Here is a 25,928-nt window from a genome sequence, read left to right as displayed (position 1 = left end):
GTATTATGAAAACAACAAACTCACAAAAATTTAGATTGGGACTATTTGTATCTATAGGTACAATTATTTTTGTTTTTGCTATTTACCTCATCGGGCAACGCCAAAGCATGTTTCAAGAAAACTTTACCATCAGCGCTTATTTTCAAAATGTTAACGGATTGCAAAACGGAAATAATGTTCGTTATTCAGGAATAAACATAGGAACTGTAAAAAATATAACTATGATTAATGATTCCACTATAAAAGTAAACATGGTTATTGACAAAAAAATAGCCATTCATATAAAGAAGAATGCTGTTGCTACTATAGGTTCTGACGGATTAGTAGGAAATATGATTGTAAATATAGTTCCAGGAAAAAAAACAGAAGCATTAATTAAAAATGGAGATGTTATTAGCTCTTATAGTAAAATTGGAACAGATGATATTTTAAACACATTAAGTGTTACTAATGAAAATGCAGCAATACTTACAGCTGATCTTTTAAAAATAACCAACAAACTATTAGAGGGCAAAGGAACTTTAGGTGTTTTACTAAACGACACAATTATGGCAAAAGACATGAAACAGTCTGTTAAAAACCTAAAAAAAATAAGTTACCAAGCATCAAACACTATTAACGAATTAAACCATATAATAACTTCATTAAAAACAGATGATAACACTGTTTTAGGCATGTTAATTAATGATTCTATTTCTGGTAAAAAATTAAAATCTATTGTACATAACATCGATGCTTCAAGTGTAAAAATTGATAGCCTTATAGGAAACATTAATGTTCTAGTTGATGATTTTAACTCTAGTGAAGGAGCTCTTAACTATATTACAAAAGATACCTCTTTGGTTAATAGTCTAAAATCTACACTTCAAAATATAAACGAAGGAACAGAAAAGTTTAATGAAAACATGGAAGCTTTTAAACACAATTTTTTAACTCGAGGATATTTTAGAAAATTAGAAAAAGAAAAGAAAAAAGCTGAAAAGAATAAATAACTTTCTCTTAACTTTTCTTACAATTTTATTCTTTCTTTTTTGAATCATCTTTTTTGAAACCAATTCTTCTTCTTGATTCTTGGTCTTTTCTTTTTAATTCTGCTTCTAACCTCTTATACCTACTTATATCTTTAATAGTTACAACTACAGCAGCGATATAATTTTCATTATCAATTATAGGTCTTCCACTCAACAATACTCTCCTTATTTCATTCGTCTCTTTATTCATCAACAACACATCAATATCGTTGGTAATTTTACCTTCTAAAGCTAGTTCAGCTGGTAGGTTTTGAATAGGAAAAACTTTCCCATCATATGAGTTTATCACTTTAAAGTGATCAGAAAAGTCAACAGATATTTTTGAATCATCTTCTATACCAAAAAGCTCATTAGCAACCTCGTTAGCCAATATAACCTGCTTATCAGTATTAGCAACTAACACACCATCACTAATATTTTCTATAATCATATTCAATTTTTGCTGATTCTCATACAGCTCATTCATTCTTTTTTCACTCTCTTCTTGAAGCAACAAGTCTTTAGTAATATCTCTAGCCACAGCATACAATGTTCCTGTATTCTTATCTGAAGTAGCATTCCAAGATAACCACTTAATACTTTTATCCTTACAAATCCATCTATTATTAAAACTTACTAAGTTCGCTCCCATTTCTAGCTTTTTAATAGCCTCATTTGTCTTTTCAATATCTTCAGGAAAAATATAAGTAGCAAACGACTCTCTTAAAAGCTCTTCTTTTGTATACCCTAGAAGATTACTTAACGAAGTATTAACTTTTAAAAACTTCTCATTAGATGCTATAACCAGACTATCTGTAGAGATATTAAAAAAGGTATCCGCTTCTTTTTGCGACTCCATAATTGCCTTTCTTTCTGTAATATCTGTAGATATACTTCCAATGGCATATACCCTGTTAGAAGTATCAAATAAGGGAAATTTTACAGACAAATATATATGTGGTCCATCAGACTGTTCTACTACTTCTTCTATTTGAATTTCTTTTCCAGCTTTTATTGCCTCTAAATCGGCTTCAAGATATCTATCTGCAATTTCTTTTGGCAAAATATCATGGTTCGTTTTTCCTATTAAACTTTCCTCTGATTTACCAAAAATTAATTGGTACTTCTCATTTACTAGTATATACTCACCATTTATTTTTTTTACAGAAATGACATTGGTTGTGTTGTTTATTATTGATTGTAATAATCTTTGATTCCTTAAAAGCTCTTCTTGCGATTTCTCTTTTGCTTTAATCTGTGTTTTTAAAACCAAAAAAACAATTGTTAACATTCCTAAAATGAGAACTATTAGTACCAATGAAACCCAATTCAAGAATCTATTAGTAGTATAATCCATTTGTTTCCAATAAATAATACCAAGTACTATAACCATAATACTGTTTATGATATAGCCATACAAGTTTTTTCTTCCCATTGAAGTTCTCATTTACACATGATATTTAATACACTAATATACTGAAATTTAACAACATAAAAACGACAACATTTTTTTAAAACGCAACAGATCACTCTTTTTAATAACTTAATTTCTTTTTCCTAAGCTTCTTAGTACCCTTTAAGAAAACTAACACAAAAGTAGCTTCATAAAAAAGCGTTAAAGGCTACATATTTTTCACATAACTCATAAAACACCAAGGGTTCTTTATTTTCTTTTTAGTTAAAAATTTTAACACTCCAAGACTCTCTTTTTTTGAAAACCCCATTTTAATCAGTAACTTTGCAGTCTTATGATAAAAAAACTCAAAGACAAAAAGAATAAACGAGTATTCAGTTTTAACTTTTTAGTTTTTAGGAATCAATCAGATAAATTCATTCCTCCTTCAAAATAATTACCATTTTTTTAAGCTAGAAAGAGTTTTCTCTTATCCTTTCACTTGAAAATGTGCTTTTACGAGTACGCTTTCTTCACATTTATTAATATCAACAATGAATTTCACAAAAAAAAGCCTAGTCTTAGTTGCTTTTTCTTTTGTTACAGTTATGTTTTCACAAGAAAAGCCTGAGGTTAAAATTGGCGGAGCACTTCGATTTAACTACAACCTATCTTCTTGGAAAGACGGTCAAAAAAAGCGTGGAGGCGATTTCGGTTTCGACGTCTTCAGAATTAATGCTAAAGCAAAATATAAAGGAATAAAGCTAAATGCTGAATACCGCTTTTATTCACAAAGTTTTGGTGGCGGTATGCTTAAACAAGGTTGGTTAGGGTATGACTTTAACGAAAAAGACAATATCCAATTAGGGTTAACGCAAGTGCCTTTTGGTATTACTCAATACAACTCTCATAGTTGGTTTTTTGGTATTAACTACTACTTAGGACTAGAAGACGATCATGATATGGGAGTAAAATTTACACATAAAGGAGAAAAATGGGAATACGCCTTGGCTTTTTTTAAAAATGCTGAAGAACTAAATTTTGGAAGCAACTCTGATGTTTCTGATAGCCGATATTCGTACGATGTTGCCTCTATAGACATTGATGGAGATGGTAATCTAGATTTAAGATACAAGGAAACAAATCAATTAAATGGTAAAGTAAATTATCACTTCGGTAATAAAAATATTCAACACAAAATAGGGCTTTCTGTACAATATGGAGGTCTCTATAATTTAGATACTGAAGATACATCTAGCCATCATGCTTTTGCCTTACACTATCAACTAAATGCTAAAAACTTTGATGCTAAAGCTCAAGTTTCTACTTATAAATACAACACTAAAAACACTACCTATAGCAATCTTATTGCTTTAACTGCTTACGGAGCTCCTTACCTTACTGCTTCAGAGGCAACAACATATACCTTAGGTACTGCTTACACTTTTCCTGTGAAATGGAAACCTATTTCTAGCATACAAGTTTATAATGACTTTGGCTATATGGATAAAGCAGCTGTAAATTTTGAAGACAGCTTAATGAATGTATTTGGCTTCTTAGTAACTGCCGGCAATGTTTATACTTATGTAGATTTTGCAGCAGGAAAAGATCATCCTTGGTTAGGCCCAGTATGGACAAATGCTTTAGCTAGCGGAACACCTAATGCTGATTGGGACATGAGATTTAACATAAATATCGGATACTATTTTTAATAGAATAAATAGTGTAAAACATTAACACATGAAAAAAGCAAAAAAAATAATTAGAAGTGACGAACGGAAATCAATCTTTGGACTTGAAGTTAACGGGCCTGTATTCTTCACATCTTCAATAGTAATAATACTAAGTGTAGCTTTAACTTTACTTTTTAAAGAAAGAGCTCAATCATATTTTGATACAGCACAAAATTTTATAGCTAACAAAACTGGTTGGTTATTCATTATATCCGTAAACATTTTTGTTACATTTATGCTTTATTTAGCTTTTAGTAAATACGGAAGTTTACGTATAGGTGGAGCAAAAGCAAAACCTGAATTTTCAACAACTTCTTGGTTTTCAATGCTCTTTAGTGCTGGTATGGGTATTGGACTACTTTTTTGGAGTATTGCTGAACCTGTTTATCATTTTTCTTCTCCCCCATTAGCTGATCCTAATACTGCAGCAGCAGCCAAAGAAGCCATGAATGTTACTTTTTTACACTGGGGATTGCATGCTTGGGGAATTTACGCTTTGGTTGGTTTATCTTTAGCTTATTTTACATACTCTAGAGGGCTTCCATTAACAATTCGTTCTGTATTCTACCCTTTCTTAGGAGATAGAATTCACGGTAGAATCGGTGATATTATAGATATTTTTGCTGTTCTAGCTACTGTTTTTGGGTTAGCAACTTCTCTTGGACTTGGTGTTAAACAAGTTGCAGCCGGTTTAGAACATGTTTTTGGTTTAGATTCAGGTATTTCATTACAAATATGGCTAATTGTCGGAATTACATTAATTGCTACCATTTCTGTAGTTTCAGGAGTTGATAAAGGAGTAAAATTTTTAAGTGAAATGAACATGCGTATTGCTGTACTTTTATTACTCGCTGTAGTAATTTTAGGACCTACTATTTTTATCTTAAAATCATTTGTACAAAACACAGGTAGCTATGTTAACGATTTAATTAATCTTTCTACTTGGGCTGAAGCCTATACTGGAACGGAATGGCAAAACTCATGGACTATTTTCTATTGGGGATGGTGGATTGCTTGGTCTCCTTTCGTAGGTATGTTTATTGCCCGTGTTTCTAAAGGAAGAACCATTAGAGAGTTTATTCTTGGAGTATTAATTGTTCCTACATTAATCACCTTGTTTTGGATTACTGCTTTTGGAGCAACCTCGTTACACGAAATTTTAGGTGGAGACCCTACTATTGCAGAGGGCGTAAATGATAATGTTGCTACCGCTCTTTTTGTTTTCTTAGAAGACTTCCCTTTTTCAATGGCTTTAAATATTGTTGCTATTATACTTATTGCTAGTTTCTTTGTTACCTCATCAGACTCTGGTTCTTTAGTGGTTGATAGCTTAACTTCAGGTGGAAAAATAGACGCTCCTGTAGGACAAAGAATATTTTGGGCACTTGCAGAAGGTGCTGTAGCTGCCGTTTTATTATTAGGAGGAGGTTTAAAAGCACTCCAAACAGCTTCTATTGCCACAGGTCTTCCTTTTACCTTACTTTTGTTATTAATGTGTTACTCTCTTTTTAAAGGATTGAGAGAAGACTACAAAGAACACCTTAAGCGTTTAAACCAAAAAGAGAAGGAAGAATACCAGGAAACTGTGAAAAGATTAATAGATTCAAAAAAACAAAAATCTTAAATTATGAAAATTAAAAATATACTAGTAGCCTTAGACCTTTCTGAACTAGATGTTACACTTATTAAATACTGTAGCATGCTTGCTAAAAATCATGAAACAGAAAATGTATATTTTATTCATAATGTAAAAAAGTATGAAATAAGTAATTTATTTTCTGAACAGTTAGAAAATATAAGCATTGAAGATATTATTGAAGAAGAATTAGACAACAGCATTAGTAAATATTTTGATGCTGATTGTAATTATGAGTTATTAGTTTCTGATGATGCCTATACTGAAAGTTTAATTAGCTATGTTGCTAATAAATACCATGCTAATTTAATTGTTTTAGGTAATAAAAACACCTATAAAGGATCTGGATCAGTTTCAGGGAAGCTGCTACGAATGGCAAAGTGTAATATCCTTTCTATCCCTAAGGAAGCAAACCTAAACCCAGAAAACCTTATGGTTGCAACCGATTTTTCTTCAGCTTCTCTTAAAGCTTTTAACACGGCTTCTTCTATTAATAAAAAGAAAGAGTCTACTTTAAAAGCACTAAATGTTTTTAAAATTCCTCAATTATTTTTCCCATATATCAAAGTAGATAAGGCTCGAGAGAAAGTGGAAAAACATGTTGGATTACAGTTTGAAAAATTACTTAACAAAACTAAAGCTACAAACATAGAAACCATAAAAGCTTCAGCTGGAGAAGATAGCATTCCTGAAAAAATAAGAGCTGTTGCCGAAAAAGACAAAACTGATATTTTGTTTGTTGCCGATAAAGGGCACAACAACTTTACTTCTCTTTTAGTAGGAAGTGTTACTGAAGAGTTATTTACTCATGATTTACATGTTCCTTTATGGGTAGTAAAGCGTTATATCGCTTCTTAAAATTATAAAAAAACGGAGCTAAATGTTTAGCTCCGTTTTTATTTCCTATTGATTTAATCTTTTTTTTTCAAACTTGGCTATCTTTTTTACCGTAGTAAAAATTGTTTGCTTTAAATCTTTATACTCTTTTAAAAACTCACTAAACATTACTATTAATCTTCTGTGTTCATTTTTATACACCTCTTCCTCTATCATCTCATCAACTCCATCAACCATAACCTCTAATCCTCTTTCATGAGCTTCAACAAGTTTAATTAACTCCTCAGTTCTTTTTCTTGAGTCACTCAGCGATTCTACTATTTTAGTTGTTTTTTTAAATTGATCTGGAGTAATAAGTTCGAAAATATATTTCCGTATTAAGTCTTCAAAAAAAAGCTGTTCATCTTTTAAAAACGAAAGTTCAGACAACCATTGTTTTGATGTTAAGTGCATATCTTCTGCACTTAACCACTCAACATATTTTAATTGTGTTTTTTTTGTTTTCATCGAGTTAGTTTTTAAGTTAAACTTCTATATCATTAACTCTTTTATAGCATATAGTTTTGGAATACAAACGTTCCATTTTTTTTCTTTTTGTATTTTCAATCTAAAAGCGTCTAAAGCTGTTTGTTCTCCGTGTATAAGAAATACTTCTTCTGGTATGTTTTTAATATCACTTAACCAACTTAATAAATCTCCTTGGTCTGCATGTGCTGATAAACTTTCTATGCTTTCTATTCTTGCTTTAACAGGAAAATATTTTCCATAAAACTTTATTTCATGACACCCTTCTTGTAACTGCCTTCCTCTTGTTCCTTCTGCTTGGTACCCTACTAATAACACTGTTGTTGTTGGTTCGTCTATTAATTGTTGTAAATAGGTTAAAACCCTACCTCCTGTTACCATTCCACTTCCTGCGATTATTATTTTTGACCTAGGATCATCTATAGTTTCCCATGTTTCCCTATATGATTCAACAATATTTATATGATTACACATTGCATCATATTCATCCATAGGCAACTTATGCCATTGAGGATATCTTTTAAAAACCTCTAAAACATTATTTCCCATGGGGCTGTCTACAAAAATCGGTATGCTTGGTATTTTATTTTTCTTATACAGTTTCCATAAAACATACATTAACATTTGTAATCGTTCAACAGCAAAACTAGGAATGATTAAATTTCCTTTATTTACAATTGTTTCTTTAATTAACGTTGATAGAATTTCTTCAATATCTTCTTTTGGGTGTAGTTTATGACCATATGTACTTTCTACAAAAAGATAATCTGCCCATGCTGGCTTTTTGGGAGCTTCCAACAAATAATCATTCACTCTTCCTACATCTCCAGAAAACACAAATCTTTTTTCATTTATATCTAATTCTATAAAAGTAGCTCCTATAATGTGTCCATTGTACTGGAACCTGTAAGAGATTTCTTCAGAAAAAGAAACCCATTTATCTTCTTCTTCAACTTGAAATAAACTTACTGTACTTTCTGCTTCAGCAATTGTATAAAAAGGAAGCACTGGATTGTGTTTGCTATAATTTTCTTCGGCAGCTTTTTGCGCCTCTTCTTCATGTATTTTAGCACTATCTTTTAATATAATTCCCGCAATAGCTAATGTTGGAGCTGTTCCTATAATTTTGCCTCTAAACCCTTGCCTATATAGTCGTGGTAAAAACCCCACATGATCCAAGTGTCCATGAGTTAATAATACAACATCTATTTTTTTTACATCAACAGGAAACTCTGCCCAATTTAATTCTCTAAGTTCTTTGAGACCTTGAAACATACCGCAATCAACCATAATTTGCTTTCCGCAAGCTTCTATCAAAAACTTTGAACCTGTAACTGTACCAGCTGCTCCTAAAAAATGAACTTTTGCAAAATTTAGCATATTCCTTCCTTTTTAAGCACTACATAATTGTTGTATTTCTAATAAAATTCTACTTTTCCTAGTGTCTGAAACACCTAAATGATCTAAATAAAAGCTGTCTTTTATCAATTCTCTACATAACACCACATCTCTATTTAACAAAAACTGTTTTTCTCTTTTAGTTAAGAGTGTAGAAACCGTTATTGGGTATAACCCTAGCCTATCAATTATATCTTTTAGGCTATTTTCTTTCGGGTAATCCCAACTTAGCAAATACAAACCTGCACAATTACCATATTGTGTAGCGTCTTCTGTAAATCGGGTATTTGTTACTACCCAACCTTGAGTTAGCGTTGTTTTATGCTTATTAAAAGTATTCCAATAATTTCTAACATCATTATACCTAGAATGTATATATAAAGGAACTTTTACATTACACACAAAGCCTTGTTCACTATGAAACTTACACTCTACAACAGTAGTTTCATTATTCTTATGAGCTAACACATCAACCTCGTGTTGTACACACTCCCCTTGCAAAATTTCTCCTACTTTCACCTTATACCCTGAGTATTTTAAAACTGCTGCTATAAAATATTCAAAAGGATAACCTGTAGGTCCAAGTTCGTATATTGCTTTTTTAAGTTTATACTTTGAAGCAAATACATTCTTTTTTTTCTTTAGTAAAGCAAAGGCTCTATTATAAATTTCTTTAGTTGTTATTCCTTCGTACAATTCACCTTGAACTATTTCTATAATTTCTGACACTAAAGTATCATCTGCACCAGTTCTTTTAAGTGATTTTTTTAATTTAGCTAAAGAGAACTGTGCAACTTCACCAGAAGCTTTTACTATTGTTATTTTATTTGGATTAGTTTCCATTATTAAAGAAATCTCTAACCAAAGCCTTTACTTGGTTGTCAGTCATACTATCAACTCTTTGCACTTTTTTAACCCTCGCATCTAATTCTTGATGAGAGCTTTCTAGCTCTTTCTTGAATTTTTCAAAAGTTTCAGCAGGACCAAAAATGGCTAGTGAATCAGCACTATTAACCTCTTCTGCAAGCTTATTAAAATATCTTTTTGTCTGATGTTTTTCTCTCTCTAAATACTTACTATCTTGAACTACATCTTGAGGACCTCCCTTAAATCGAGTTCCTGATCCACCATGAATACGAAACGTTTCTATATTAGAAGGTATCGTCTTCATATTCTCTGTTCCATTTTCAATGGTTATAACAAGAGCTTTCTCTTTGTCTAACCAAACTCCTATGTTTTTCATTGTTTTGTTTTTTTAGTTTCTTAAATCATGTAACACCAACACAGGTACCTTTAATTTATACCCTATTTCTTTTACTAATGGTTTAGAAAATATAGTATCAAAAAACGCGTGTTTTTTATTTATAAAAGCCACCATATCGCTTTCTCTACTTTCTACAAAGCATTTTATAGCCGTAGATACTGTAACACAAGACAGTGAGTGAAAAGAATAATTTAATCCTTCAAAATATTCATTTAACATCTCTTTATGTTCCTTTTGATTTTTATCTATATCATCATTATTAGCAATATGTAATACTCTTAAAGATGCATTACAAGTTCCAACTATATCTATTAAATAATCTAATTCTCTTTTTTTATAATGGGTTTTATAACTCGTAGGAAAAACAATCTCTTTTGGTATTTGCTTCTTAGCTTGTTTTGGTACTACTAAAACAGGACAATTACGAATCTTCTCCATTACCTGTATTGCATTACTTCCAAATACAGAACTACCATCATTAGTTAATCCTTTCGTGGCCATAACAACCATTTCTATATCTTTTTGCTCCACTATTTCCTCGACTGCATTCAATAAAGATTTATTTTTTTGTGATATATAATCAAACTCATGAAAAGGATTCCCTTCTTCTTTTGATGCTATTAAGTTTGATATCCTATTAAGTCCTTCTAATGATTTTTTCTTTGGTTCATCATACCCCTTTTCTCCTGGTTGAGGAGGAACTAAATCTTCTATTAAATTATATGTTGTTTTAAAAACATTTAATACATAAAAGCTACATCTTTCTGTCCTAAAAAGCTCCAAAGCATATTCAATTGCATTGTATGATGCTTCAGAAAAATCGGTTAGTAGTAAAATCTTTTTTTTCATTTCTATTTAGATTTGGTTAAAAAGGAACTATACCATAAGCTTCATTCAACAAAAACAATCCTAAGAAAAACAACAACACATATATAGCTTGTATAAATTTTAAATTGGTTTGTTTTAGTAAACTAATCGTTTGTTTAGGAAAAGTAAATAGGATAATACCTTTAATTAAAGCCAACCAACCAAATAAGGTTACTAACAATTTAATATTTGCTTCCCATATATTATGAGCTAACACGTTAAGTAAACCTATTAAAATAGCAAACAATGAAAGAATAATTAAAAACCGAACATCTTGTAAATTATCTACTATTTGTTTTACTCTTTTAGGGTTAAAACTTAGTATAAAAAAGAAAATAATACAGTACCACCCCCAGAACTTTAGTAAAAAGACTGATATATCCATAACTTATTGATTTACACCTTACCCAAAGATACGAATATAACTTATTGATTTTCATGACTTTTATCATAAAAACAACTAATAACTATATATTAAAGTAGTTATTCCTGAAAAACACTTCTTTTTTCTGGGTGTTTTTTCCCCTCATATATGATTCGTAAAGTATTAAATTTACTTGCTTTAAAAATTAACCTAACTTATAAAAATGAAAAACAACAAACCCTTCTTTATTTTAATGCTTATTACTGCTTTTCTTTCTTCATGCAGTATTCTTAAAACAGCTCCTTACGATCAATACTCATTTCAAAAAACTATTGAAATAAAAATAGACGCTACTCAACTCATAGAAAAAGCTGAAAACTCTTATCAGGAAAACAGCAAGGAAGTTGAAGAGTTACAAAATGAGATTGCCAAAATTGTTGAGTACGAAAAATACAAACCTAACAACGAGATAACCTATAAAATGTGGTTATTATTAGCAGACCAAGACAAAAACTTACTTGCTGGCTTTTTAAAACGATGGAAAGAAAAAGACAAACTTTCTCCATTTTTTATAACAGAAGCTAAAGGACAAATAACTGAAGCTCTTAACCTGTTACTTGAGTATGAAAGCAAAAAAGAACCTGCTACTAAAAATCAATTTTTACAACTTATTTCAAACAAATAATTTGCTATGGATTTCGAAAAAATATTACAAGAATTAAAAAAATCATTAGTCTCGTTATTTAGTCAGAAGTTTGGTGAGTTTTCACAAGAGTCAAAAAAAGACATTGAACTATTTTTAAATGAATCAAAGGACAAACTAGAAAGATGGACTTCTTTACTCGCACAAGGTAAACTTACCCTAGAAGATTTTGAATGGCTAGTAGAAAGTCAAAAAGACTTATTTAAAATGAAAACTTTACAAGCTGTTGGAATATCAAAAATAAGCTTAGGGCATTTTAAAAACAAAGTTGTTAAAACTATTGTTGACACGATAAAAGTCTTAGTTTTTTAAACATAAAAAGACCATGAATATTTATTTGTTCATGGTCTTTATTTTTTCTTGACGCTCTTCTACTAAAAATTTGGGGTTTTCTTGAAATTTCTTCCAAAGGGATAATAACTCTTTAAAAACTGGCATTTCTGTAGCTCTGTCGCCATATTGAATAATTAGATATGATAATAAGTTATAACAGGCTGTATACTCTCCACAAGCAACAACAGTGTTTAACATATCATTTTCCTTATCTTTTTTTGTAAACCATAAAGTAGTACCAAATGATGTACTTTTATGTGAATTTTTAATAATTGCCATACTTATTTCTCCTGTATGCTTCATTATCTCTTCCCAACCTCTCTCGTTCTCTGGTCGAGTTGTTTGATTCCCTGAAGCGTCTTTACACCGTAACTCATACACTGTAGATGTAATTATTTTATTAGGAAAAGTACTGTAAATAGCGTTTGCGTGTTGTCTTCTATCATTTTTAAGAAAAACCACACTTGCCATGCGAACCAAAGATTTTGCTCTGTTAAGTATATAAAAGCCTACTCTTCTTGGTGGTAAATATAATCTTTGATCTACACCTGTTTCATCTTGCATTAATTTGGATAATGAGAAAAACAAAAAATGAATAAATACCAAAAAAGCTAATATTACAACGCTTATCGTATACCAAACCATCATTTTTTGCACTCCAAAAAATACAGTAGCTATCAACACTAACAATAAAGTAAAAGCACTAGATACATAAGACACATATTTACTAAACCATGAATCGGAAGCAAATTTAAAGCCTTCTCCAGGGTATGGCGAAGAAACATCACACAAGAAATATAAATCATGACGTTCGGGTTTCCCTTCACATTGATTCTGTGCTTCTGACACAAAAACAGAAGCTCCTTGATTATCTACAATACCACCATCCATCAACCCTACCTCTTCTAAATCATTATGCTTTGGGGTAAAATCATACGGAAACCCCATGGGTTCAAACCCTCCTGGAAAAGCTGTGGAAGCTGCAATTACATCCCCCAACTTTATATCATCTATTACTCTTTTATATTTACTATGTACTTTTCCATTTCCAAACCTTTTTTGGTTTCCTTTTATATTTTGAAATCTAAACTGATGTGTACTATCAAAATCAGTAGCATTAAAAACTACCCTTTCTAAATGTGTTTTACCTTGACTAATTACCTCTTGAACTTGCCCTAATGTTGCTTGATTTGTTAGTTTATTATACTCAATAGCAAAGGCATTAATCGGATTCTTTCGCTTATGCTTATTCTCTGGCTGATTCCAAATTAACTGCCATCTTAAATGACTCAATGCATTGCTTGTCAATTCATCCTTTGATAACCATTTATAATACTCATCAAAAAAAATCTGAAAATCTTTTCCTTCAATCTGTGATTGTGCGTACTTAACCCCAGTAATTGTTCCTCCAGAAACTGTAGAAATTGCTTTTACATTTTCTAACAATCCTACTTTTTCCAATAACGATAATGTTCCTAAAGAAAAACAAGCTGCTCTATATCCTCCTCCTGAAAAACATAAGGCTATAGACTTAAATACCTCCATAGTTTTAGTGCAATTTTATTCTTTTTATAATTTCAATCTATTCTCTTAAGCCATGAAGTCTAGCAACATATTTACCAATTACATCAAATTCCAAATTCACTTTAGTACCTATTTTAAAATTTTTAAAGGTTGTGTGCTCATACGTGTATGGAATGATGGCTACACTAAATTCATCCTTTTTAGAGTTCACCACCGTTAAACTTACTCCATTTATAGTAATTGAACCTTTTTCAATAGTAACATTTGTACCATCAAAATCATATGAAAAAGTAAACACTGTACTTCCATCTGCATCTTCTATGCTTTTACATGTCCCTGTTCCGTCAACATGTCCCTGTACAATATGCCCATCTAATCGAGCTCCTAACTTCATTGCTCTCTCTAGGTTTACTTCATCTCCTACCTGTAAATCACCTATATTGGTCTTATCTAACGTTTCTTTAATAGCTGTAACAGTATACTCATCCTTATCAATTGCTACAACTGTTAAACAAACACCGTTATGTGCTACACTCTGATCTATTTTTAATTCATTGGTTATTGTGCTTTTTATTGTGAGGTGTAAATTTTCTTTTTCACGCTCAATACCTTTAACAATTCCAAGAGTTTCTATTATTCCGGTAAACATTCTATAAAAATTTAGTTACTTTTGTTAGCATCAAAAATACAACTTTACCTACGAAAGTAAACTATGGATAAAGCTAACAAAATTATTGTCGGAATTTCGGTTGGGGACATCAACGGAATTGGTATCGAAATTATCTTAAAAACATTTGAAGACAAACGAATGCTTGATTTTTGCACTCCTGTTTTATTTGCTTCAAACAAACTAATTTCATATCATAAAAAGGCTTTAAGACTTAATACCAACATCCATGGAATTACTTCTTTAGATAAACTTGTACATGGAAAGGTTAATTTATTAAATAGCTGGAAAGAAGAAGTTAAAATAGATTTAGGTAAGATAACTGAAGATGGGGGTAAATTCGCCTTAAAATCATTACAAGCCGCTGTTGGAGCTTTAAAAAAGAACCAAATAGATCTTATCATTACTGCTCCTATTAATAAAGAAAACATTCAATCTGAAGAGTTTAAGTTTCCAGGTCACACAGAGTATTTAGAAGAAAACTTTGATGGAAAAAGCTTAATGATTTTAATGACTGATGAATTACGTATTGGTTTAATTACTGGTCATATTCCTGTATCTAAAGTTGCTGAAACAATTACTCCAGAACTTATTAAGTCTAAAGTCGAAACAATGTACACTTCGTTACAACAAGACTTTAACATTAGTAAGCCTAAAATTGCAGTATTAGGATTAAATCCACATTGTGGTGATAATGGTATAATTGGTACTGAAGACGACGAAATTATCCGTCCAACTATTATAGAAATTAAAGAGTCAGGTAAATTAGTTTTTGGTCCGTATGCAGCCGATGGTTTTTTCGGTTCAAAAACCTATGAACAATTTGACGGAGTTTTAGCCATGTATCACGATCAAGGTTTAGCTCCTTTTAAAGCCTTATCCTTTGGAAATGGTGTAAACTTTACTGCCGGATTAAGTAAAGTAAGAACCTCTCCAGACCATGGAACTGGGTTTGATATTGCAGGTAAAAACAAAGCTAATCCTACGTCTTTTAAAGAAGCCTTATTTACCTCATTACAAATATTTAAGAACAGAAAAGAGTATCAAGAACTTACAAAAAACGCATTAAAAGCAAAATAGTTCATTTTTTTTACTCAAAACATAAAAGTAAAAACATTTTTTATATCTTTGCACGCTCAAATTGATAGTTGTAGATGAAAGACTTAAAACAATTCAACATACCTTTTGTAGGTTTAAAAGAAGAAAGTCATTTGTTTGAATATCAAATTGACAAAACGTTCTTTGAAGCATTTCAGTTTGATGAGTTTAACAACACTAATGTAAAAGCTGATATTACACTTGTTAAAAAAAGCACTTTATTGGAGCTATCTTTTGACATAAGCGGAACAGTTAATGTTCCTTGTGATATTACTAACGAATTATTTGACTTACCAATTAATGGTAATTTAAATTTAGTTGTTAAGTTTGGACCTGAGTTTAATGATGAACATGATGAAATTTTGATACTTCCACACGAAGCTTATCAAGTAAATGTATCTCAATACATATATGAATTAATTGTGTTATCAGTACCTAGCAAAAGGATACATCCAGATGTTGTTGATGGCACTATGCAATCAGATGCTTTAAGAAAATTAGAAGAATTAAGAATAAACGAAGAAAAAACTGTTGAGGAAGAATCAACAGACCCTAGATGGGATAAATTAAAGGATTTACTAACAGATAAATAAGACATAAAATGGCACATCCAAAGAGAAAAATATCTAAAACTAGAAGAGATAAAAGAAGAACTCATTATAAAGCTTCTGTACCTCAAATAGCTGTTGATCCTACAACTGGAGAAGCTCATTTATACCACAGAGCTCACTGGCATGAAGGAAAACTTTATTACAGAGGTCAAGTAGTATTAGAAAGTGCTGCTGCTGAGGCTTAGAAACTAGTTTAAAACATAAAAAAACCCTCTACTTTGAGGGTTTTTTTATGTTTTTACATCAAAAAATACTCTTTTTGATGTTTTTTTCTACAAAAAAGTGAAATAATTTTCATTACTTTGAAAACTCGTTTTACTACAAAACAAACAACTATGACTAAAATAACTGCAGCTATAACAGCGGTAGGAAAATATATTCCAGAATATGCTCTAACCAATAAAGAGCTAGAAACAATAGTGGACACCAATGATGAATGGATTACTACCAGAACAGGAATCAAAGAAAGAAGGATTTTAAAAGGTGAAGGTCTTGGAACTTCTTTCATGGCTATAAAAGCAGCAGAAGATTTACTTCAAAAATCAAACACAAAACCTGAAGATATCGACATGGTTATTGTAGCAACTGCTACTCCAGATATGCCTGTAGCTTCAACAGCTGCTTATACTGCGTCTAAAATAGGAGCCGTAAATGCTTTTTCTTATGATTTACAAGCCGCTTGTTCTAGTTTTTTATATGGTATGTCTACTGCCTCAAGTTATATTGAAAGTGGTCGATACAAAAAAGTATTGTTAATTGGTGCCGATAAAATGTCATCAATTATTGATTATAGCGATAGAGCTACTTGTATCATCTTTGGTGATGGTGCGGGTGCTGTTTTATTTGAGCCTAATAACGACGGTTTAGGGTTACAAGATGAGTATTTAAGAAGCGACGGAATTGGTCGTGAATTCTTAAAGATTGATGCAGGTGGGTCAATTTTACCAGCATCAGAAGACACAGTTAAAAATAAGCAACACTTTGTTCATCAAGAAGGAAGAACTGTATTTAAGTTTGCTGTTTCTAACATGGCTGATGTTTCTGAAAAAATGTTGACCAGAAACAACTTAACAAAAGATGACATTCAGTGGTTAGTTCCACACCAAGCTAATAAAAGAATCATTGAAGCTACTGCTAATAGAGTTGGCTTAGAAGATAATAAAGTAATGATGAATATTCATAAGTACGGAAATACTACTTCTGCTACTTTACCATTATTGCTTGCTGACTATGAAAAAGAGTTAAAAAAAGGAGATAATTTAATTTTTGCTGCATTTGGTGGAGGCTTCACATGGGGAGCTATCTACTTAAAATGGGCATATAACTCATAACTAAACAACTAAAATTTAGGAAAATGGACATTAAAGAAATTCAAAGTCTTATAAAGTTTGTAGCTAAGTCAGGTGCAAGTGAAGTAAAGTTAGAAATGGAAGATATTAAAATCACCATTAAAACTGGAAGCGAGGCTGCTGAAACTACTATTATTCAAGCTGCTGCTCCTATGGCTCAAGCTCCTCAAATGATGGCTCCTGCTCCTGCTGCTCAACCAACAGCACCAGCTGCAGCTGCTCCTGCCAACACTGAAGACGACTCAAAATATGTAACTATAAAATCACCTATCATTGGTACTTTCTACAGAAAGCCTTCTCCAGACAAACCTAATTTTGCTGAAGTAGGAACAGAAGTAAAAGTTGGTGATACTGTTTGTATCATTGAAGCAATGAAATTATTTAACGAAATTGAATCAGAAGTATCTGGTAAAATCGTTAAAGTATTAGTGGATGATTCTTCTCCTGTAGAATTTGATCAACCATTATTTTTAGTAGACCCATCATAATTTTTGGTTTAGAAGTTTTACGTTTAGAAGTTTAGCACATAGCTAAGCTCTTAAACAGCTAAACCCAATAAACTCATAAACTAAAAGACATGTTTAAAAAGATATTAATTGCCAATAGAGGCGAAATCGCGCTACGTGTAATTAGAACCTGTAAAGAGATGGGTATTAAAACAGTAGCTGTATATTCTAAAGCAGATGCTGAAAGTTTACACGTACGATTTGCTGATGAAGCTGTTTGTATTGGACCTGCACCAAGTAGCGAGTCTTATTTAAAAATGGATCGTATCATTGCTGCGGCAGAGATTACAAACGCTGACGGAATTCACCCAGGATATGGTTTCTTAGCTGAAAATGCTAAATTCTCTAAATTATGTGAAGAGCACGAAATTAAGTTCATCGGAGCTTCTCCTGAGATGATTGACAGGATGGGAGACAAAGCAAATGCTAAAGCTACCATGAAAGCTGCTGGTGTACCATGTGTACCAGGTAGTGATGGTGTAATCACCACTTTTGAAGAGTGTGAAAAAATCGCTGTAGAAACAGGGTACCCTGTTATGTTAAAAGCATCTGCTGGTGGTGGTGGTAAAGGGATGCGTGCTGTTTGGAAAGCTGAAGATTTAAAAGATGCTTGGGATTCTGCAAGACAAGAATCAAAAGCAGCTTTTGGTAACGATGATATGTATATGGAGAAGTTAATTGAAGAGCCTCGCCATATTGAAATTCAAGTAGTAGGTGATGCTTACGGTAAAGCTTGTCACTTATCTGAAAGAGATTGTTCAGTACAACGTCGTCACCAAAAATTAACTGAAGAAACTCCTTCTCCATTCATGACAGAAGAATTACGTGATGCTATGGGAGCTGCTGCTGTTAAAGCTGCTGAGTACATTAAGTATGAAGGTGCTGGTACTGTTGAGTTCTTAGTAGATAAACACCGTAATTTCTACTTTATGGAAATGAATACACGTATTCAGGTAGAGCACCCTATTACTGAAGAAGTTGTTGATTACGATTTAATTCGTGAGCAAATTTTAGTTGCAGCTGGTGTGCCAATTTCTGGTAAAAACTACAAGCCACAATTACACTCAATTGAATGTAGAATTAATGCAGAAGATCCTTATAATGGATTTAGACCTGCTCCAGGAAAAATAACCTCTTATCATGCGCCAGGTGGTCATGGTGTTCGTATCGATACTCACGTATATGCAGGGTATATGATTCCACCAAACTACGATTCAATGATTTCTAAGTTAATTGTTACTGCACAAACTCGTGAAGAAGCGATTAACAAAATGAAACGTGCATTAGATGAGTATGTTATTGAAGGTGTAAAAACAACTATTCCTTTCCACAGACAATTAATGGATCATCCAGATTACGTAGCTGGTAATTATACCACTAAGTTCATGGAAGATTTTGAAATGGAAAAATAACATATTTCAACATAGAATAAAAAAATCAGTGAGTAACTTCACTGATTTTTTTATTTCATAAATTCGCATAATGAATTTTTTATACAATTTACTTCTTGCCATAGTATCTATCTTACTTCCATTTGTAGCTTTATTCAACAAAAAAATAAAGCTGTTTTATGAAGGGAGAAAAGATACTTTTTCTAAACTCAACAGTATTTCCAAAACCGATAAAGTAATTTGGTTTCATGCTGCTTCTTTAGGTGAGTTTGAGCAAGGTAGACCTATTATTGAAGAATTAAAACAGCACTATTCAGATTATAAAATTGTAGTAACCTTTTTTTCTCCTTCGGGATATGAGATAAGAAAAAATTATCCACTAGCTGATGTCATTTGCTATTTACCTTTAGACACTAAATCAAACGTTAAAAAATTCATCAAACTAGTACAGCCTGACATGGCTATTATGATTAAATATGAGTTTTGGCCTAACCTCCTTTCTGAATTAAAAAAACATGATGTTCCTACAATTTTAATTTCAGGAATTTTCAGAAAAAAACAATCCTTCTTTAAGTGGTATGGAGGTTTTATGCGTGAAAAATTGACGGCGTTTAATCACTTTTTTGTGCAAAACGAAACATCTAAAAAACTATTAAATTCTATTGATTTTCATAATGTAACTATTTCTGGTGATACTCGATTTGATCGTGTATACGATATTTTACAACAAGACAACTCTTTAGATTTTATTTCTGAGTTTAAAAACAGTCAGTATACCGTAATTGCAGGAAGCACTTGGAAAGAAGATGAAGAATTGATTATCAATTACATTAACAATAACGCTACTGATGACGAAAAGTTTATTATTGCTCCACACAACATCAACCAAAAACAGATTAAAGAACTACAGAGCTTAATCAATAAGAAAACAATTCTTTTTTCTGAAAAAGAAGGAAAACAACTATCCAATTATCAAGTTTTTATAATTGACACAATTGGGTTACTTACCAAAATTTACTCTTATGCTGATGTAGCTTATGTAGGTGGTGGACTCGCTACTGGTTTACACAATATTTTAGAACCAGCAACATATGGTGTTCCAGTTATTTTTGGCGGTAATAAATACAATAAGTTTCAAGAAGCAATTGATTTACTTGAAATAGGAGGTGCAGAGACTGTTACAAATACTAACGAATTTTCTAGTAATTTTGCTTTATTAAAATCAGGCAAAAAACTAAGAGAGCAAATGGGGAAAGTTAACCACAATTACATTTCAAAAAATGTGGGAGCAACAAAAACCATTATCACTTATTTAAAAAACATATTATAATGGATTTTATATTACAACCATGGCCTTGGTATGTATCTGGGCCGCTTATTGCTATAGTACTTTTTTTGTTTTTTTACTTCGGAAAAAATTTTGGGGTATCAACGAACTTAGAAACTATGTGTACCATGGTTGGTGCAGGTAAAGTTTCTGATTATTTTAAGAAAGATTGGAAAGAACGTGACTGGTCGATTTTCTTTTTAGTTGGTTTATTAATTGGAGGTTATATCGCTATTAATTATTTATCTGCTACATCAGGAGTTGACTTAAATCCTACAACTATAAATGAATTAGCTGATTTTGGGTTTGCTGATGCAGGAAAAACATATGTACCAAATGAAATCTTTAGTATTGATAATATGTTAACCCTAAAAGGCTTTGCTATTTTATTAATTGCAGGAATTTTAATTGGTTTTGGAACTCGTTATGCTGATGGTTGTACTTCTGGGCATGCTATTACAGGGTTAAGCAGCTTTCAATTACCTTCTTTAATTGCTGTAATTGGTTTTTTTATTGGTGGTTTAATTATGATTTGGGTACTATTCCCTTTAATATTTGGTTAAAATGAAGAATTTTAAGTTTTTAGTTATAGGTATAGTTTTCGGAATTATTTTGTCTAAATCTGAAGCGGTTTCTTGGTATCGAATTTATGAAATGTTCAAGTTTCAATCTTTCCACATGTATGGTATTATTGGTTCTGCTGTAACTATCTCTGCTGTATTTATGTATTTTTTTAAAAGTGGAAAAATTAAAGATTACTTAGGAAACCAAATTAACATCAAAGAGAAAAAGAAAGGTTTTATTAGAACTTTAGTTGGTGGTACTATCTTCGGGTTAGGCTGGGCATTAGCAGGCGCTTGTCCTGCTCCCATTTTTGTTTTGATTGGACAAGGAATACTCCCAATGATTATTGTGCTCTTAGGAGCTCTTATAGGAGCTTTTATTTATGGTGTATTAAGTAAGAAATTACCTCACTAATCTTTAATTTTTCAATAGTAAAGGTTCAAAAACACCAGAATTAGTATTATCCACAACTTTCCAATTATAAATTTTAGAGAGTTGGTAAATTTTTGATAATTCTTCAAATAAACGAGTTTTAGCATCTTTTTGTAGTCGAGAAACTGTTATTGTCGATTTAATCTTTTCAATAGCTTTAGCATTCAGCTTATTTAGCTCTTGTTTAGAGAAGGTATTGAACTGACTCTGTTGTAAATCGAAATATTTAATGTCGGGAGAAATTAGAACTTCTTCTTTAGGAATTTTATTGATGATAATTTGTTTACCAACACTATCTATTTGAATTTCTAGTTCCGATAAATCATACCCCACCTCAACCTTAGCGTTTACTGAGAGCATTGCTTTCTTTTCAAAGGTAACGTATCCATAGAAATACTTTTTTGCATCAGTAAAGCTATACATTTCAGAAAAATTCCCTTCTGAAACCACTAACTTACTTAGATTCTGAATTCCGTTTAAAACCACCTGAATTTCTTCTTGCTCATATTTTTTTTCCTTTTTTCCGTACCAGAATTTAGCAATTAAAAACCCTAGAGCAAAAACAGCAAGATATTTTAGTAAACGCATTAATTTCTTTTTCTATAAATATAGGAAAAGTATTTAAAGTGTTTTTATGAAGCTGGTTTTGTTTCTTTTTCTTCTTTAGGAAATGCTTGCTTATTAAATAAAAACAGTAAAGCTACTCCTATAGTTATCCAAGAGTCTGCTCCGTTAAAAATAGCATTGAAAAAGGTAAAACTTTCTCCTTCATAAATAGGAAAATATAGCATGTCTACTACTTTTCCGTGAAACAATTCTCCATATGGGTTATCTGAAAAAAATGTAGCAACATTATGATAAGAAGAATCGAAAATTACACCATAAAAAACAGAATCGATAATATTACCTACTGCTCCTGCTAAAATTAGCGCTATCGCAATAATAACGGCTGTATGCGCTTTTTTCTTGATAGATTGCCACAACCAATACACAATACCTGTAACGGCAACAACTCTAAATAAAGTTAAGAATAGCTTACCTGCTTTACCACCAAATTCAAAGCCCCACGCCATTCCGTTATTTTCTGTAAAATGAATTCTAAACCAATCATTGAAAACAATAACTTCTTCTCCTAATTGGAAATGTGTTTTGATATAAATTTTACTGATTTGATCAATTAAAATTGCCAAAATTACGGTAAGTATTGCGATGTGTTTTTTAGACATTTTTTTTATTTAATGGAAACAAAAATAAGAAAACTATTTTTATGTTTTTCTTCTGATTTATAGAAAGAAAAAGACCAATAGTCTTTGAGACATATTGGTCTTAAACTTATTGATTAAAAAAGGAAACTACCCTTTTAACCAAGCTTTTCTTAATTCTTTTTGTTTTTGTGTTGCATTAGGATCATCTTTTAAACTAGTTCCTTTTGTGTATGATTGAGTTAAAGTTGTTTTAATAGTTACCTCTTTACCATCTCTTTCTAGTTTTACTTCAACTTCGTTTCCTGGTTGCCACATAAACATTTTCGTAAAAATCTGGTTTGCACTTTCCTTTGTTACTGCTACTCCATCAACCTCTTTAATTGCATCGTTAGGTTGTGCTCCATTTTCAGCCCAAAAGCTATTATCTTTTACTGCTTCTGAAAATCTGATTGTTTTTGTCGCTTGGTCTGCTCTAACAATCATAGCTCCATCATTTTGAATATAATTTGTTTTTACCTTTGATTCATTCAACACTAATCCTGCCTTTGCAAAAAACTCATTATAATTAATTGGTGTACCTTCTACTACGTGTTTATTCAAAAACGCTCCTATTGAAGGATATGTCATTTCAGTAATTTCTTCAATTAATTTATCATCCTCGAATGGTTTATTTTTTCCATATTTTAATGATAGTTCTTTCATTAATGATAATACACCTCTATTTCCATTACTTTCTTCACGCATTAAAATATCAATACACATACCGATTAAGGCTCCCTTTTGGTAAACATTATAGTACTGAGAAGCATAAGGCTCGTCTAATACATTTTCACTCATTTTAGTAAAACTCATAGAGTCGTTCATAGAAGATGCAGTTTTAATTTTACCCATAATTTTACTGTAAAATTCATCTTCTGTTACTAAACCTTGATTTACTTGAAATAATGTAGCAAAGTATTCTGTAATTCCTTCATACATCCATAAGTGTTTTGAGAATGTTGGTTGATTGTAATCGAAATAATGTACGTCTTCTGAATGTACACTTAACGGAGTTACAATATGAAAAAACTCATGAGATACTACATCTATCATACTTTTTGCTAATGCTTCATCTGGCATTGCTTCTGGTAATACTACTACTGTTGATGTATGATGTTCTAAAGCACCAAATCCTTTAGGTGCTTTTTCAGTTCCATCAGATAGATATAAATAAATATCGTAACGAGCAGTACTATTAACACTTCCTAAGTATGCTTTTTGTGCTTGCATCATTTTCTCCATAACTTTTTTAAGCTTTTCTGCTGAGTGCTTTTTGTTTGGAGAGTATACACTTAATACAATTTTAATATCACCTACTTTGAACTCTTCAACATCTAACTCTCCGTAAAACATCGGGTTGTCTGTAATATCAAAATAACGTGGAGCAAAATAGCTTGAAGTTAAAGTTGAACCATCTTCGCTTGTTTTTGTTCCTACTTCCTGTAATGCTGAAGTTCTTTTAAAATTAGTAGGCGAAACAACATCTAACTTATATTGATTATTTTTTAAAGAATCAAAATACCCTACAAACCCGTGAAGATTTAATACATAATTAGTAGATTCTATATTGGTTCCTGCTGGTGAAAATGGGGTATCTCCTCCAATTCCTCCTGAAACTTCCATATCAAAAGTATCGTTTACCAAATAGGTTACTTTATCTAATTTTTGAGCATTGGTAATTTCCCATGTATTGGTATCAACTTTTGTAGCTTCTAATTCGTTTCCTTCATAATCTAAAGCCTTAAAACTATCTACATATTTACCAAAATCACTTACAGAATAAGTTCCTTGGACTACTCTTGGTAACCTATATGTTACTTTTTCAACTGTAAATCTACCTGGGTTAACAGTTACCGGTACTTTATCATTATCAACCTTTGTTAAATCTAAGGTTGTTACTATCGGGGTTTGAACTGCTAAATCGTTTGTTGTTTTTTTTGTGGAGTTACAGCTTATTAATAATAATGCTGCAATGGCTGCGGTTAGTATGCTTTTGTTCATTTCTTAGTTTTTAATTAACCATTAGACAAAGTAACTTATGTTTTGTTACGTGTAATTATTATAAAATTTTGTTAATTACTCTAATTCTATGTTTATGTTGGCATGAATTGAATTTATGGCAAGTTTTTTAGAAGTTGATAAGTTTTCTTGAGAGAATGGAGATTCTTTTTTCTCTCCATTTATAAAAATTGTTCCGTTATTAGTTTTTAAGTCTAACGTACTTTTTGAAGTTATTTTCGCAAATACATTTCCTTGAAAAAGACGCACATTTACGTTCCTTTCAATAATATTCAGTTTTATATTTCCTCTTTCTATATAAACATCTAAATCTCCAGCGTAACTTTTTGAATTAACTCCTATGGTTTTTCCATGTATGCTTATATGTTTATTTTTAGGAACTTTTATAACCGCTCTAGCTCTTTCTAGTCTTCTTGTTATATATTTTCGAAAAACTTCATTTTTTAGTGTTGGAATATTTAACTCAAATGCTATTGTAAGAACTTCTCCTTCTTTTTTGAACAATATATTATGTGTATGTGGATTTTCATCAAGTAAAATTACTTCTAGCTCGTTACTCTTTGAATTTTCAATTACAATATCGTCTAACCCGTAAGTAACTACTTCGAGTTCGTTTACTAACATTTTTCTCTTCTGTATTATTTTTTCTTGACAGTAAAGAAATTGAACACTTATTAGGGTATATAATAATAGATATTTTTTCATACAAAAAAAGCCTCTAAAAGAGGCTCTATTTATTTTAACTTTAAAAGTTATTGTTTTCGTTTTGCTTCGATACTTAAAGTAGCGTGTGGCACTAGCTTTAAGCGTTCTTTTTGAATTAGCTTACCTGTAACTCTACAAATACCGTACGTTTTATTTTCAATACGAACTAAGGCATTTTTTAAATCACGAATAAACTTTTCTTGACGAATAGCTAGCTGCATATTTGCTTCTTTAGCCATTGTATCTGAACCTTCTTCAAAAGATTTAAATGTTGGCGATGTATCATCGGTTCCATTATCTGAACCATTTTTATACGATGCTTGTAACAATCTTAAGTCTTCTTCAGCTTTTTCAATTTTCTTTTGAATGATTTCCTTAAACTCTAGTAAATCACTATCTGAATATCTTATTTTAACATCATCCATAAT

29 protein-coding genes are annotated in these 25,928 nt (G+C 31.4%); 15 read left to right on the top strand and 14 right to left on the bottom strand.

Annotated features, from left to right (window positions below; translation table 11 throughout):
• Nucleotides 1–5 precede the first annotated feature (5 nt).
• Nucleotides 6–992, top strand: coding sequence for an MlaD family protein (locus C8N27_RS15410; protein WP_121148651.1), 987 nt, complete (start codon nucleotides 6–8; stop codon nucleotides 990–992).
• Nucleotides 993–1,017: 25 nt separating this feature from the next.
• Here the strand turns inward: C8N27_RS15410 and C8N27_RS15405 are convergent, their stop codons facing one another.
• Nucleotides 1,018–2,457, bottom strand: coding sequence for a PAS domain-containing protein (locus C8N27_RS15405; protein ID WP_121148649.1), 1,440 nt, complete (start codon nucleotides 2,455–2,457; stop codon nucleotides 1,018–1,020).
• Between the two features lie 500 nt (nucleotides 2,458–2,957).
• Between C8N27_RS15405 and C8N27_RS15400 the strand changes: the two genes are divergently transcribed.
• Genes C8N27_RS15400 through C8N27_RS15390 form a run of 3 tightly spaced genes read left to right on the top strand, consistent with a single transcriptional unit; the run spans nucleotide 2,958 to nucleotide 6,630 of the window.
• Nucleotides 2,958–4,115: a hypothetical protein gene (locus C8N27_RS15400; RefSeq protein WP_121148646.1), complete on the top strand. Its 1,158-nt coding sequence runs from the start codon at nucleotides 2,958–2,960 to the stop codon at nucleotides 4,113–4,115.
• A 28-nt stretch (nucleotides 4,116–4,143) separates the two neighbouring features.
• Nucleotides 4,144–5,760, top strand: a complete 1,617-nt coding sequence (locus tag C8N27_RS15395; RefSeq protein WP_099214622.1) for a BCCT family transporter — start codon at nucleotides 4,144–4,146, stop codon at nucleotides 5,758–5,760.
• Between the two features lie 3 nt (nucleotides 5,761–5,763).
• Complete coding sequence (locus C8N27_RS15390) at nucleotides 5,764–6,630, top strand: universal stress protein (protein ID WP_121148644.1); 867 nt, start codon at nucleotides 5,764–5,766, stop codon at nucleotides 6,628–6,630.
• Between the two features lie 45 nt (nucleotides 6,631–6,675).
• Here C8N27_RS15390 and C8N27_RS15385 read toward each other — a convergent pair whose 3' ends face one another.
• The 6 genes from C8N27_RS15385 to C8N27_RS15360 are packed head-to-tail and all read right to left on the bottom strand — an operon-like array spanning nucleotide 6,676 to nucleotide 11,048.
• The gene (locus C8N27_RS15385) at nucleotides 6,676–7,116 is read right to left on the bottom strand and encodes a hypothetical protein (RefSeq protein WP_121148642.1); all 441 of its coding nucleotides are present in this window, start codon (nucleotides 7,114–7,116) and stop codon (nucleotides 6,676–6,678) included.
• 24 nt (nucleotides 7,117–7,140) lie between these two features.
• Nucleotides 7,141–8,514, bottom strand: a complete 1,374-nt coding sequence (locus C8N27_RS15380) for an MBL fold metallo-hydrolase RNA specificity domain-containing protein (RefSeq protein ID WP_121148640.1) — start codon at nucleotides 8,512–8,514, stop codon at nucleotides 7,141–7,143.
• 12 nt (nucleotides 8,515–8,526) lie between these two features.
• Nucleotides 8,527–9,375 carry a restriction endonuclease gene (locus tag C8N27_RS15375; protein ID WP_099214626.1) on the bottom strand — a complete coding sequence of 283 codons (849 nt, stop codon included), beginning with the start codon at nucleotides 9,373–9,375 and terminating at the stop codon, nucleotides 8,527–8,529.
• On the bottom strand, nucleotides 9,365–9,775 hold the full coding sequence (locus tag C8N27_RS15370) for a hypothetical protein (protein WP_099214627.1): 411 nt from the start codon (nucleotides 9,773–9,775) through the stop codon (nucleotides 9,365–9,367). Before C8N27_RS15370 ends, C8N27_RS15375 begins: the two co-directional genes overlap by 11 nt.
• A gap of 12 nt (nucleotides 9,776–9,787) precedes the next feature.
• Nucleotides 9,788–10,645 (bottom strand): universal stress protein, encoded by an 858-nt coding sequence (locus tag C8N27_RS15365; protein WP_099214628.1) that lies wholly within the window; start codon nucleotides 10,643–10,645, stop codon nucleotides 9,788–9,790.
• Between the two features lie 16 nt (nucleotides 10,646–10,661).
• On the bottom strand, nucleotides 10,662–11,048 hold the full coding sequence (locus C8N27_RS15360) for a hypothetical protein (RefSeq protein ID WP_121148638.1): 387 nt from the start codon (nucleotides 11,046–11,048) through the stop codon (nucleotides 10,662–10,664).
• Between the two features lie 202 nt (nucleotides 11,049–11,250).
• On the opposite strand from C8N27_RS15360, the gene C8N27_RS15355 reads away from it, so the two are divergent.
• A complete protein-coding gene (locus tag C8N27_RS15355; protein WP_121148636.1) occupies nucleotides 11,251–11,712 on the top strand; it encodes a hypothetical protein in 462 nt (153 codons plus the stop codon).
• A 6-nt stretch (nucleotides 11,713–11,718) separates the two neighbouring features.
• On the top strand, nucleotides 11,719–12,042 hold the full coding sequence (locus C8N27_RS15350; RefSeq protein ID WP_121148634.1) for a hypothetical protein: 324 nt from the start codon (nucleotides 11,719–11,721) through the stop codon (nucleotides 12,040–12,042).
• 21 nt (nucleotides 12,043–12,063) lie between these two features.
• Here the strand turns inward: C8N27_RS15350 and C8N27_RS15345 are convergent, their stop codons facing one another.
• A complete protein-coding gene (locus tag C8N27_RS15345; RefSeq protein WP_121148632.1) occupies nucleotides 12,064–13,608 on the bottom strand; it encodes a patatin-like phospholipase family protein in 1,545 nt (514 codons plus the stop codon).
• A gap of 37 nt (nucleotides 13,609–13,645) precedes the next feature.
• Entirely contained in the window at nucleotides 13,646–14,236 is a 591-nt protein-coding gene (locus tag C8N27_RS15340; protein ID WP_099214633.1) for a riboflavin synthase, read from the bottom strand.
• A gap of 63 nt (nucleotides 14,237–14,299) precedes the next feature.
• Between C8N27_RS15340 and pdxA the strand changes: the two genes are divergently transcribed.
• From pdxA to C8N27_RS15295, 9 genes are all read left to right on the top strand, one after another.
• Nucleotides 14,300–15,334, top strand: coding sequence for a 4-hydroxythreonine-4-phosphate dehydrogenase PdxA (pdxA, locus tag C8N27_RS15335; RefSeq protein ID WP_121148630.1), 1,035 nt, complete (start codon nucleotides 14,300–14,302; stop codon nucleotides 15,332–15,334).
• 74 nt (nucleotides 15,335–15,408) lie between these two features.
• Nucleotides 15,409–15,945 (top strand): YceD family protein, encoded by a 537-nt coding sequence (locus C8N27_RS15330; RefSeq protein ID WP_121148628.1) that lies wholly within the window; start codon nucleotides 15,409–15,411, stop codon nucleotides 15,943–15,945.
• Between the two features lie 8 nt (nucleotides 15,946–15,953).
• On the top strand, nucleotides 15,954–16,148 hold the full coding sequence (gene rpmF, locus C8N27_RS15325; protein ID WP_047789948.1) for a 50S ribosomal protein L32: 195 nt from the start codon (nucleotides 15,954–15,956) through the stop codon (nucleotides 16,146–16,148).
• A 150-nt stretch (nucleotides 16,149–16,298) separates the two neighbouring features.
• Nucleotides 16,299–17,294, top strand: a complete 996-nt coding sequence (locus C8N27_RS15320) for a beta-ketoacyl-ACP synthase III (RefSeq protein ID WP_121148682.1) — start codon at nucleotides 16,299–16,301, stop codon at nucleotides 17,292–17,294.
• Between the two features lie 23 nt (nucleotides 17,295–17,317).
• Nucleotides 17,318–17,800: an acetyl-CoA carboxylase biotin carboxyl carrier protein gene (gene accB, locus C8N27_RS15315; protein ID WP_099214637.1), complete on the top strand. Its 483-nt coding sequence runs from the start codon at nucleotides 17,318–17,320 to the stop codon at nucleotides 17,798–17,800.
• An 89-nt stretch (nucleotides 17,801–17,889) separates the two neighbouring features.
• Complete coding sequence (accC, locus tag C8N27_RS15310; protein WP_099214638.1) at nucleotides 17,890–19,230, top strand: acetyl-CoA carboxylase biotin carboxylase subunit; 1,341 nt, start codon at nucleotides 17,890–17,892, stop codon at nucleotides 19,228–19,230.
• Nucleotides 19,231–19,300: 70 nt separating this feature from the next.
• Nucleotides 19,301–20,539, top strand: a complete 1,239-nt coding sequence (locus tag C8N27_RS15305; RefSeq protein ID WP_121148626.1) for a 3-deoxy-D-manno-octulosonic acid transferase — start codon at nucleotides 19,301–19,303, stop codon at nucleotides 20,537–20,539.
• Nucleotides 20,539–21,099: a YeeE/YedE family protein gene (locus tag C8N27_RS15300; protein ID WP_099214640.1), complete on the top strand. Its 561-nt coding sequence runs from the start codon at nucleotides 20,539–20,541 to the stop codon at nucleotides 21,097–21,099. Before C8N27_RS15305 ends, C8N27_RS15300 begins: the two co-directional genes overlap by 1 nt.
• A gap of 1 nt (nucleotide 21,100) precedes the next feature.
• Nucleotides 21,101–21,514: a DUF6691 family protein gene (locus C8N27_RS15295; RefSeq protein WP_121148624.1), complete on the top strand. Its 414-nt coding sequence runs from the start codon at nucleotides 21,101–21,103 to the stop codon at nucleotides 21,512–21,514.
• 3 nt (nucleotides 21,515–21,517) lie between these two features.
• Here the strand turns inward: C8N27_RS15295 and C8N27_RS15290 are convergent, their stop codons facing one another.
• From C8N27_RS15290 to C8N27_RS15270, 5 genes are all read right to left on the bottom strand, one after another.
• Entirely contained in the window at nucleotides 21,518–22,120 is a 603-nt protein-coding gene (locus C8N27_RS15290) for a DUF4230 domain-containing protein (RefSeq protein WP_121148622.1), read from the bottom strand.
• Nucleotides 22,121–22,164: 44 nt separating this feature from the next.
• Nucleotides 22,165–22,758, bottom strand: coding sequence for a lipoprotein signal peptidase (locus C8N27_RS15285; protein WP_121148620.1), 594 nt, complete (start codon nucleotides 22,756–22,758; stop codon nucleotides 22,165–22,167).
• A 126-nt stretch (nucleotides 22,759–22,884) separates the two neighbouring features.
• Nucleotides 22,885–24,777, bottom strand: coding sequence for a M61 family metallopeptidase (locus C8N27_RS15280; protein WP_121148618.1), 1,893 nt, complete (start codon nucleotides 24,775–24,777; stop codon nucleotides 22,885–22,887).
• Nucleotides 24,778–24,852: 75 nt separating this feature from the next.
• A complete protein-coding gene (locus C8N27_RS15275; RefSeq protein ID WP_147431752.1) occupies nucleotides 24,853–25,500 on the bottom strand; it encodes a hypothetical protein in 648 nt (215 codons plus the stop codon).
• A gap of 47 nt (nucleotides 25,501–25,547) precedes the next feature.
• The gene (locus C8N27_RS15270; protein ID WP_121148680.1) at nucleotides 25,548–25,925 is read right to left on the bottom strand and encodes a TraR/DksA family transcriptional regulator; all 378 of its coding nucleotides are present in this window, start codon (nucleotides 25,923–25,925) and stop codon (nucleotides 25,548–25,550) included.
• Nucleotides 25,926–25,928 lie beyond the last annotated feature (3 nt).

Origin of the sequence: Tenacibaculum discolor, from assembly GCF_003664185.1 — a bacterium.
In the GTDB taxonomy this organism is placed as follows: domain Bacteria; phylum Bacteroidota; class Bacteroidia; order Flavobacteriales; family Flavobacteriaceae; genus Polaribacter; species Polaribacter discolor.
The sequence above is the reverse complement of the archived record's forward strand: the minus strand, read 5'-3'. Positions and strand labels throughout refer to the sequence as shown.

Coding starts and splice junctions, on each gene's coding strand:
- C8N27_RS15410 (WP_121148651.1), top strand. CDS start 6: ATGAAAACAACAAACTCACAAAAATTTAGATTGGGACTATTTGTATCT.
- C8N27_RS15405 (WP_121148649.1), bottom strand. CDS start 2,457: ATGAGAACTTCAATGGGAAGAAAAAACTTGTATGGCTATATCATAAAC.
- C8N27_RS15400 (WP_121148646.1), top strand. CDS start 2,958: ATGAATTTCACAAAAAAAAGCCTAGTCTTAGTTGCTTTTTCTTTTGTT.
- C8N27_RS15395 (WP_099214622.1), top strand. CDS start 4,144: ATGAAAAAAGCAAAAAAAATAATTAGAAGTGACGAACGGAAATCAATC.
- C8N27_RS15390 (WP_121148644.1), top strand. CDS start 5,764: ATGAAAATTAAAAATATACTAGTAGCCTTAGACCTTTCTGAACTAGAT.
- C8N27_RS15385 (WP_121148642.1), bottom strand. CDS start 7,116: ATGAAAACAAAAAAAACACAATTAAAATATGTTGAGTGGTTAAGTGCA.
- C8N27_RS15380 (WP_121148640.1), bottom strand. CDS start 8,514: ATGCTAAATTTTGCAAAAGTTCATTTTTTAGGAGCAGCTGGTACAGTT.
- C8N27_RS15375 (WP_099214626.1), bottom strand. CDS start 9,375: ATGGAAACTAATCCAAATAAAATAACAATAGTAAAAGCTTCTGGTGAA.
- C8N27_RS15370 (WP_099214627.1), bottom strand. CDS start 9,775: ATGAAAAACATAGGAGTTTGGTTAGACAAAGAGAAAGCTCTTGTTATA.
- C8N27_RS15365 (WP_099214628.1), bottom strand. CDS start 10,645: ATGAAAAAAAAGATTTTACTACTAACCGATTTTTCTGAAGCATCATAC.
- C8N27_RS15360 (WP_121148638.1), bottom strand. CDS start 11,048: ATGGATATATCAGTCTTTTTACTAAAGTTCTGGGGGTGGTACTGTATT.
- C8N27_RS15355 (WP_121148636.1), top strand. CDS start 11,251: ATGAAAAACAACAAACCCTTCTTTATTTTAATGCTTATTACTGCTTTT.
- C8N27_RS15350 (WP_121148634.1), top strand. CDS start 11,719: ATGGATTTCGAAAAAATATTACAAGAATTAAAAAAATCATTAGTCTCG.
- C8N27_RS15345 (WP_121148632.1), bottom strand. CDS start 13,608: ATGGAGGTATTTAAGTCTATAGCCTTATGTTTTTCAGGAGGAGGATAT.
- C8N27_RS15340 (WP_099214633.1), bottom strand. CDS start 14,236: ATGTTTACCGGAATAATAGAAACTCTTGGAATTGTTAAAGGTATTGAG.
- pdxA (WP_121148630.1), top strand. CDS start 14,300: ATGGATAAAGCTAACAAAATTATTGTCGGAATTTCGGTTGGGGACATC.
- C8N27_RS15330 (WP_121148628.1), top strand. CDS start 15,409: ATGAAAGACTTAAAACAATTCAACATACCTTTTGTAGGTTTAAAAGAA.
- rpmF (WP_047789948.1), top strand. CDS start 15,954: ATGGCACATCCAAAGAGAAAAATATCTAAAACTAGAAGAGATAAAAGA.
- C8N27_RS15320 (WP_121148682.1), top strand. CDS start 16,299: ATGACTAAAATAACTGCAGCTATAACAGCGGTAGGAAAATATATTCCA.
- accB (WP_099214637.1), top strand. CDS start 17,318: ATGGACATTAAAGAAATTCAAAGTCTTATAAAGTTTGTAGCTAAGTCA.
- accC (WP_099214638.1), top strand. CDS start 17,890: ATGTTTAAAAAGATATTAATTGCCAATAGAGGCGAAATCGCGCTACGT.
- C8N27_RS15305 (WP_121148626.1), top strand. CDS start 19,301: ATGAATTTTTTATACAATTTACTTCTTGCCATAGTATCTATCTTACTT.
- C8N27_RS15300 (WP_099214640.1), top strand. CDS start 20,539: ATGGATTTTATATTACAACCATGGCCTTGGTATGTATCTGGGCCGCTT.
- C8N27_RS15295 (WP_121148624.1), top strand. CDS start 21,101: ATGAAGAATTTTAAGTTTTTAGTTATAGGTATAGTTTTCGGAATTATT.
- C8N27_RS15290 (WP_121148622.1), bottom strand. CDS start 22,120: ATGCGTTTACTAAAATATCTTGCTGTTTTTGCTCTAGGGTTTTTAATT.
- C8N27_RS15285 (WP_121148620.1), bottom strand. CDS start 22,758: ATGTCTAAAAAACACATCGCAATACTTACCGTAATTTTGGCAATTTTA.
- C8N27_RS15280 (WP_121148618.1), bottom strand. CDS start 24,777: ATGAACAAAAGCATACTAACCGCAGCCATTGCAGCATTATTATTAATA.
- C8N27_RS15275 (WP_147431752.1), bottom strand. CDS start 25,500: ATGAAAAAATATCTATTATTATATACCCTAATAAGTGTTCAATTTCTT.
- C8N27_RS15270 (WP_121148680.1), bottom strand. CDS start 25,925: ATGGATGATGTTAAAATAAGATATTCAGATAGTGATTTACTAGAGTTT.